The sequence below is a fragment of the Burkholderia sp. LMG 13014 genome, from assembly GCF_905232215.1.
Classification (GTDB): domain Bacteria; phylum Pseudomonadota; class Gammaproteobacteria; order Burkholderiales; family Burkholderiaceae; genus Burkholderia.
Window position 1 is genome coordinate 1 of sequence record NZ_CAJNKE010000484.1, and the last position, 4504, is coordinate 4504.

Sequence of the window (4504 nt, forward strand, 5' to 3'; positions counted from 1 at the left end):
CGGCCCGCAGCCGGCGGTGGTCGTGGGCCCGGAGGGCGAAGAGATCTACACCGACGAGTACGGCCGAGTGAAGGTGCAGTTCCCGTGGGATCGTGAGGGCCAGCACGACGAGCACAGCTCGTGCTGGATCCGTGTTGCGCAGAACTGGGCGGGGGCGCTGTGGGGACACATGGCGATTCCGCGCATCGGTCAGGAGGTCATCGTCGACTTTTTTGAGGGCGATCCGGACCAGCCGGTCATCACCGGCCGCACCTACAACCGCCTGCAGCTACCGCCGTACGAACTGCCGCGACACAAGACGCGGATGACGATCAAGAGCCAGACGCACAAGGGCGAAGGTTTCAACGAGCTGCGTTTCGAGGACGAAGCAGGACAAGAAGAAATCTACGTTCACGCGCAGCGCGACCAGAACATCCACGTCAACCACGACGAAGCCACGTTCATTGGGCACAACCGTAGCGAGGAGGTTGGACATGACGAAGCGGTCGGCATTGGAAACGATCAACGACTTTCAATCGGCCGGGACCGCCGCGAACGGGTGGGGCAGGACGAAGACCTCACCATCGAACGTCACCGGACGATTCGCACCGGTATGAACCACTCGGAAGCGATCGGCAACAACCGTCACGACACGATTGCGGCCAATCATCGGGTCGATGTGGGTGGGCACGCGGAGCACCTAGTTCATGGCAGCCATCGGTTGGAAGCGGGGCAGCGCATCGAACGACGGACGATGCACTATCACCTTCAGGCGGGAGCGCGCGTCGTCTTTGAAGGGCCGGGAGGCAGTATCTCCATCGACAGTTCGGGTATCACGCTCGACGGGGTCGCCATTCATATAAAAGGGCCGCTTCGGCAACAAGTCGATGGCAACGGCCACGTGCTGGATTTGCTGTCCAGGGGTGTCCATTCCTCCGTAACCGGCTTCAGCGAGCAGTTTCTCGTCAAGCACTCGCGCACCGGCGAGGCGCTTGCCGATGTCTTGTATTGCGCGGAAACAGCTGAAGGCCAGCGGGTGATCGGACGTACCGACGCGCAGGGCCTGACTGCACGCATCTACACCGGCCAGCCTGGCGCGGTGACGTTGCGATGGGGAAGAGAGGCGGCCGCACACCTGCGCAAGCAGAGTATCCACTACTGAGGTCTGCCATGGAGCAACGAAAGCAAAGTACGACTGGCCCGGATAACCCGTTGACCGAGGTGGACGCTATTGCTGACCTCGACTACGTCACGGTAGCGGGCTGTTCCGACCCGGCGTTCTATGTCCGTGCCAGGAAAGGCAACAAGATGATGTTTATCAATCAAGGGATACGACAGTTGAGGCAGTACCCGGAGGGGACCGCCGATTATGCGATACAGCGTGTCTTTCTCGTTTTCACAAGGGGGTATCCGCGCAAGCTTCTTGACGCGCTGCAAAAGATCGTAGAAGTGGACCATCGCGCCAGTTATCGAGAACTGATTGATGTTGCCGATCTTGTCACATTCATTGCGGCACGTCGGAGCAAGAAGCGGCTTATCAAACAATTGGACATCTTCTCGCATGGCCTCGTACACAGCATTGAATTCGGATATGACGTTGGCGAGTCCTGGCAGATCCGCTACGGGTTGAATCAGGCGCGGATGCTGGTGCCAATGGCATTCGATGATGATGCAACCATATTTTCGTATGCGTGCCGCACGGGGCTTGGACACGATATCGGTAAAAAACTGGACCCCGGCGAAGATCCTAAATATGGAGAGAGCCTGGCGCAGGTCATGGCCGATTCAGGGGACGTCGAAGTGCGGGCATTTCCGCGACGATCCAACTATGACGGGACTTATGGGACCGGGGAGGAACGGCTTGCGGCAAGTAGAACGTTGCCGAAGATCGATGAATATGAACGGGAGGTGGATGCCTACAATCGTCAAATGGCTTCTTACCGGAAACGAACGTTGGCCTTGGGTAAGGGGCCCATGAACGAAATCCCGGGGGAACCACCGCCGAAGGTGCCCGTTAGACCCTACACCGATCGGGAATTTCGATTGGCGAAGCGAATGGAGGCGCGTAGTCGATATGAAAATGATCCGGATATCAACCTACCTCTGGATCCCTTGGGCGCTGTGAATCCCGTCAGGTCGGGTAGTACGCCGGAAGGATTGCCCATGGGGTTTCGCACTTTCAAGCCGAAAGCGCGAGCATGAACAACAGAACGACAGTATTGGTCCTGGTATTCGCACTAGTGGCGTCTGCCTCGATTTTCGCAGTTGGGGGTAGGCGTGCCATGAATGAGAAGATCATGATGCGGGTGTCGGAAGATGCACCGCTGTTCGACGCGACCAAATGGTTCGCCAACGGCATGTACGAACGCATACCAGTGAGAGACGAAAACAGGGCCTACTACCCGGAAGGAACGCAGTATGTCGATACCTCAATGCGGCGGATATTCCCACCTTCATTCACCGATGAGCAAGTGGAGATCCTTCAGATGAGGATCGTCCGTGCTCTCAAAGAGGAATCCGTGGCAGAAGGCTTTCGACCGACAGTACCATCGTCGGTCGATGATATGGGTTTAGGTTCCCGCTTCGATCCTCGGCCGCAGATCGTCTATAGCGTCAGTGGGTTCAGAGACTACGGGGACGGTGAGCCCAAGATGATCCCCATCGATCACTACACCTTCTACACGTTGCTGGAAGGAAAGCGGTTCTATGTCTACATCGACCGTAACGGCGAGACCGGAGACATTGCTTTTGCGTACCGCGCGCACTCGAGCCTCTTTCCCGCGGACGAAGAGGAACGCCGATTCCAGGAACTGCAATCCAAAGCTGACCTGCAATCTCGATTGGACGCGCCTGGCTGGAAAAGACGCTCTGGCGAGCCCTGCCCCTGGCCCGGCACATGGGAGTGCCTGGAATTACCCGTCGGCAAGCAGACGTTTGCCCATAACATGCCGTTCCCGCAAATCAACGGGCAAGACGTCACATGGCGGCATGTTCTGCAAGTGAGTTGAGATCGTACGTATGTCGCGACATGTTTCTTTGATTAGGAAAACAATGCCGGCTTCAGCTCGCCGCATCTTGCTCCGGCGATTGCTCACCGGATGCGCGGTCGCCATTGCGGTCGGTTGGATCTGTACCAAGGTCAATCTGAACGGGTCCCGGTCTCTTGGAGATGTTGTCGATCAGTTCAATGGCGTGTCGGTGTACTTCAACGGCCTCACGGGTCATGTCGATGGAAGAACCGTAACGGCTGACGGATACAACCTCGGGCTACGTTGGCAGTGCGTTGAGTTTGTGAAGAGGTATTACTTTGAGCGCTATGGCCATCGCATGCCCGACTCCCGTGGAAATGCGAAGGACTTCTTTGACTCTCGTCTTGAGGATGGCGAACTTAACGCAGCGCGCGGCCTGATCCAGTACGGCAACGGGGGATCGGGTGTTCCAAAAGTCGGCGATATCGTCGTGTTTTCACCCTGGATGTTAAATCCCTATGGGCATGTCGCAATCGTCTCTCGTGTCGAAACGGCATCAATCGAAATCGTTCAGCAAAATCCCGGTCCGTTCTCTTCTTCGAGAGAGCAGTTGGCTTTGCGATTTGACGCGAACGGTCAAGTTTCCGTAGGTTCCGGGCGAATGGTGGGCGGAGATGTTTTAGGTTGGCTCAGTCGTCCGTGAAAAACATTTCCAGTTCGTCGTTGCGCCCCATTTCCGATAGCCCATACAGGGATCTGTCAGCCTCCCACCCGCCATCACCCGAACCGCACACAATAAACCGGCGGCAAATGCGCAGACACCAGCCGCCAGTTTTCCCCGCCATCGTCGGACGTCCATAACCCGCCAGTCGTCGACGCCATCGCGAGGCGCGTGCCCGAATCGTCCACCGCGAGCCCGTGCCGATACACGAGGTCGTACGCCGGTGCGGCCGGCAAGCCGTTCGTGAACTGCTCGAAACTGCGCCCGCCGTCGCGCGTGCGCGTGACGACGAACCGGCCGTTCACCGGAATCCGGCATGCGTCCTTCACGGCCGGCACGAACCACGCGGTATCCGGCTCGAGCGGGTGTACGGCCACCGCGAAGCCGAAGCTCGAAGGCTGCGCCTCGATGCGCCGCCAGTGTTCGGCGCCGTCGGTCGAGCGGAAGATCGCGCAGTGATGCTGCGTCCACAGCACGTCCGGGTTGGCCGCGCACTGCACGACGCGGTGCGGATCCTGCATGTTGGGTTCGCCGCGTCGCTCGGGCGGCATGTAGTCGGCTTCCATGCCGTCGGTGGTCACGCGCCACGTCGCGCCGCCGTCGGCGGTCTGCCAGACGCCGCCGCACGAGATACCGACCGTCACGTGCCGGCTGTCGCGCGGATCGACCATCACCGAATGGATGCCCGGCGCATCGTATCCACCGCCGCCCCATTCGGCGCGCTCCGGGCGATCCCACAATGCCCGGTTGAGCACCCAGGAACTGCCGCCGTCGTCGGAGCGGAACAGCCCGCCGGGAATCGTGCCGGCCCACAGCACGCCCGGCTCGTCGGCGC

Annotated in this window: 5 protein-coding genes; 4 read left to right on the plus strand and 1 reads right to left on the minus strand. The window is 59.3% G+C overall.

Translation table 11 applies throughout. The features are described 5' to 3' along the window. The 4 genes from JYJ84_RS38310 to JYJ84_RS29245 all read left to right on the plus strand — a co-directional run. Positions 1–1141, plus strand: a 1141-nt coding sequence (locus JYJ84_RS38310; RefSeq protein ID WP_205189805.1) for a type VI secretion system Vgr family protein, incomplete at its 5' end; no start/stop codon positions are given. A gap of 8 nt (positions 1142–1149) precedes the next feature. Continuing rightward, the gene (locus tag JYJ84_RS29235; protein ID WP_122947961.1) at positions 1150–2181 is read left to right on the plus strand and encodes a hypothetical protein; all 1032 of its coding nucleotides are present in this window, start codon (positions 1150–1152) and stop codon (positions 2179–2181) included. Between the two features lie 80 nt (positions 2182–2261). Beyond that, positions 2262–2987 (plus strand): hypothetical protein, encoded by a 726-nt coding sequence (locus JYJ84_RS29240; protein ID WP_122947960.1) that lies wholly within the window; start codon positions 2262–2264, stop codon positions 2985–2987. Positions 2988–3030: 43 nt separating this feature from the next. Continuing rightward, positions 3031–3651: a CHAP domain-containing protein gene (locus JYJ84_RS29245; protein ID WP_122947959.1), complete on the plus strand. Its 621-nt coding sequence runs from the start codon at positions 3031–3033 to the stop codon at positions 3649–3651. A 74-nt stretch (positions 3652–3725) separates the two neighbouring features. Here JYJ84_RS29245 and JYJ84_RS29250 read toward each other — a convergent pair. Next, positions 3726–4504 (minus strand): exo-alpha-sialidase (locus tag JYJ84_RS29250; protein ID WP_205189807.1); only part of this gene is annotated, 779 nt, incomplete at its 5' end.